Origin of the sequence: Dietzia sp. HMSC21D01 (assembly GCF_001815995.1) — a bacterium.
GTDB classification, from domain to species: Bacteria; Actinomycetota; Actinomycetes; order Mycobacteriales; family Mycobacteriaceae; genus Dietzia; species Dietzia cinnamea.
On sequence record NZ_KV823709.1, the window covers coordinates 1 to 2461 of the forward strand.

General features: G+C 75.5%; 1 protein-coding gene. It reads left to right on the forward strand.

The annotated features are described in order from the left end of the window. Positions 1-104 precede the first annotated feature (104 nt). Positions 105-2348: a molybdopterin oxidoreductase family protein gene (locus HMPREF3086_RS02515; protein WP_371441642.1), complete on the forward strand. Its 2244-nt coding sequence runs from the start codon at positions 105-107 to the stop codon at positions 2346-2348. The last annotated feature ends 113 nt before the right edge of the window (positions 2349-2461 follow it).

Here is a 2461-nt window from a genome sequence, read left to right on the forward strand (position 1 = left end):
CGCCGGGTGGGGCTGAGCCGGTGCCCGCCGCGCGCTGATCGCCGCGCCTGTGTCCCCGCCCCCGCCGGGGCGCGGCGAGTGGTCACAAGTGCCGGTCTGCGCGTGTGCCGACCTGGGACGACGTGGTCGGGTTCGACCACTCGCCGGCAGGCCGCGGGGGCGGGGCGACGAGAAACGACGAGGACGACGACGAGGAGAACACCATGACGAGCGTCGACACCGCCCGGGTGACGCCGGACCGGCCCCGGGTGCAGGATGCCGAGGGGCCCGGTCACACGCACTGCCCGTACTGCGCGCTGCAGTGCGCGATGAGCGTCACGCCCACCGCGGGCAGGGCCGCCGAGGTGACGCCCGAGTGGTTCCCCACCAACCGGGGCGGACTGTGCCGCAAAGGCTGGACCGCCGGCGAGCTCCTCGACCACCCGGACCGGCTCACCACGCCGCTCATCCGTCGCGACGGCCGCCTCGAGCCCTGCGACTGGGACACCGCACTGGACCGGGTCGTCGACGGCATCCGACGCGCGCAGGCCGCAGGCGGGCCGGACGGCGTAGCGGTTTTCGGTGGCGGCGGACTCACCAACGAGAAGGCCTACCAGTTGGGCAAGTTCACCAGACTCGCGCTGGGCAGCAGGCTCATCGACTACAACGGCCGCTGGTGCATGTCCTCGGCCGCCGCGGCCGCCAACCGCAGCTTCGGCCTCGACCGCGGCCTGCCGTTCCCCGTCACCGACCTCTCGGGCGCCCGGGCCGTCCTGCTCATCGGCGCCAACCCCGCCGACACCATGCCCCCGTTCCTCCAGCACCTCGACACCGCGGCCGCGGCGGGCGGGCTCATCGTGGCCGACCCCCGGCTCAGCGCGACCGCGCGGCACGCCCTCGACGGGGGCGGTGTGCACCTGCGCCTGCGCCCCGGCACGGACGCGGCCCTCGCGCTGGGGCTGCTGCACCTCGTCGTCGTCACCGGGGCCGCCGACACGCGGTATCTCGCCGCCCGCACCACCGGATTCGAGGACGCGTGGGCGCACGCCGCCGCATGGCTGCCGGAGCGCACCGAGCGCGTCACGGGGGTCTCCGTCGCCCTCCTCGAGCGGGCGGTGCGGCTCCTCGCCGACGCCCGCGACGCCGGAGCCGGCAGCTACATCCTCACCGCCCGGGGCGCCGAACAGCACGCCGACGGCACCTCCGTAGTGGGAGCGGTGATCGCGCTGGCACTCGCGTTGGGCCTGCCCGGTCGGCCCGGCACCGGCTACGGCACGCTCACCGGGCAGGGCAACGGGCAGGGCGGCCGGGAACACGGCCAGAAGGCCGACCAACTCCCCGGGTACAGGATGATCACCGACCCCGACGCCCGCGCCCATGTCGCCGCCGTGTGGGGCGTGGACCCTGAACAGATCCCCGGCCCCGGGGTGTCGGCGTTCGAACTGCTCGACTCGCTCGGACAACCCGGCGGACCCACCGCCATGCTCCTGCACGCCTCCAATCCGGTGGTCTCCGCGCCGGACGCCGACCGCGTCGCCGAGCGGCTACGCGCACTGGACACGCTGGTCGTGGCCGATTTCGTCCTGTCGGAGACCGCGGCGCTGGCGGACGTCGTCCTGCCCGTGTCGCAGTGGGCCGAGGAGGAGGGCACGCTCACCAATCTCGAGGGTCGCGTCCTGCGGCGCCGCCGGTCGATCACCCCGCCGGACGGCGCGCGCGACGAATTGTGGATCTGGCACGAGCTCGCCCGCCGCCTGGACCGCGGGCCCGAAAATTTCCCGACCGACCCACGCGTGGTGTTCGACGAACTCGCCCGCGCCTCGGCCGGCGGCAAGGCCGACTACTCGGCCATCGACTGGGACCGCCTCGACGCGGGGGAGGTGCTGCACTGGCCGTGCGGCTCCGACTCCCCGGACGGCACCCCGCGGCTGTTCCTGGACGGCTTCGCCACCGCCGACGGCCGGGCCCGCTTCGTGGTCGACGCCCCGCGGACGCCGGCAGAGCCGACCGACGCCGCGTTCCCGCTGCTCGCGACCACCGGGCGGCTGCTCGCGCACTACCAGTCCGGCGCCCAGACCCGCCGGGTGGGCGAGCTCGCCGCGGCCGAGCCGCGGATGTGGGTACAGGTCCACCCCGTCGTCGCCCGCGCGGTCGGGCTGGCCGACGGCGACGCCGCGCGCGTGGTCTCCCGGCGCGGCCCGGTCGAGGCCGAGGTCCGCTGCGACGAGGACATGCGCTCCGACACCCTCTTCCTGCCGTTCCACTTCGCCGGCAGCGGGCGGGCCAACCTGCTCACCCTGCCCGAGCTCGACCCGCACAGCCGGATGCCCGAGTTCAAGGTGTGCGCGGTGCGGCTGGAGGCGGCGTGAGCGCGGAGGTGGGGCCGGGACGCACGGTGCCGGGCACGCCGCCCGGTCCGACGGGGCCGCAGGTGCGGCGCCACGTGGTGATCGTCGGCGCGGGGATGGCCGCCGCGCGCCTC